1 protein-coding gene is annotated in these 432 nt (G+C 52.1%); it reads left to right on the top strand.

Translation table 11 applies throughout. The features are described 5' to 3' along the window. On the top strand, nt 1-432 hold a 432-nt coding region (locus J1M64_RS18505), incomplete at both ends, for an alpha/beta fold hydrolase (protein WP_206475151.1).

The following is a 432-nucleotide window of genomic DNA, read 5'->3' as shown; positions in this document are numbered from 1 at the left end:
TTCTAATGCTTCATCTACTTGCCCCGCTGATGAATTCCCGATCCCCGATGGATTCACTAGTGGGTATCAGACCATCGACGGCGTTAAACTTCATTACGTCAAAGGCGGATCGGGCCCACTGGTTTATCTGGTGCATGGTTTTGGACAAACGTGGTATGAGTGGCACCAACTGATGCCCGCGCTGGCAAAAAGCTTCACCGTCGTTGCACCAGACTTGCCAGGTCTGGGCCAGTCGGCTGTTCCCCCCTCCTATAGAGCCACCGATATTGCAGTGCTGCTCTATAAGCTTGCCAAACAATTCAGTGGCAATCAGACGTTTGATCTGGTCGCCCATGATATCGGCATCTGGAATACCTACCCGATGCTGGTGCAGCATCAGAATGCTATTCGTCGTGTTATCTACATGGAGGCACCGATCCCTGGCGACAGTAT

The organism is Dietzia sp. KRD202 (assembly GCF_017168155.1).
GTDB classification, from domain to species: domain Bacteria; phylum Actinomycetota; class Actinomycetes; order Mycobacteriales; family Mycobacteriaceae; genus Dietzia; species Dietzia kunjamensis.
This window is presented reverse-complemented; position numbering and strand designations above follow the sequence as displayed.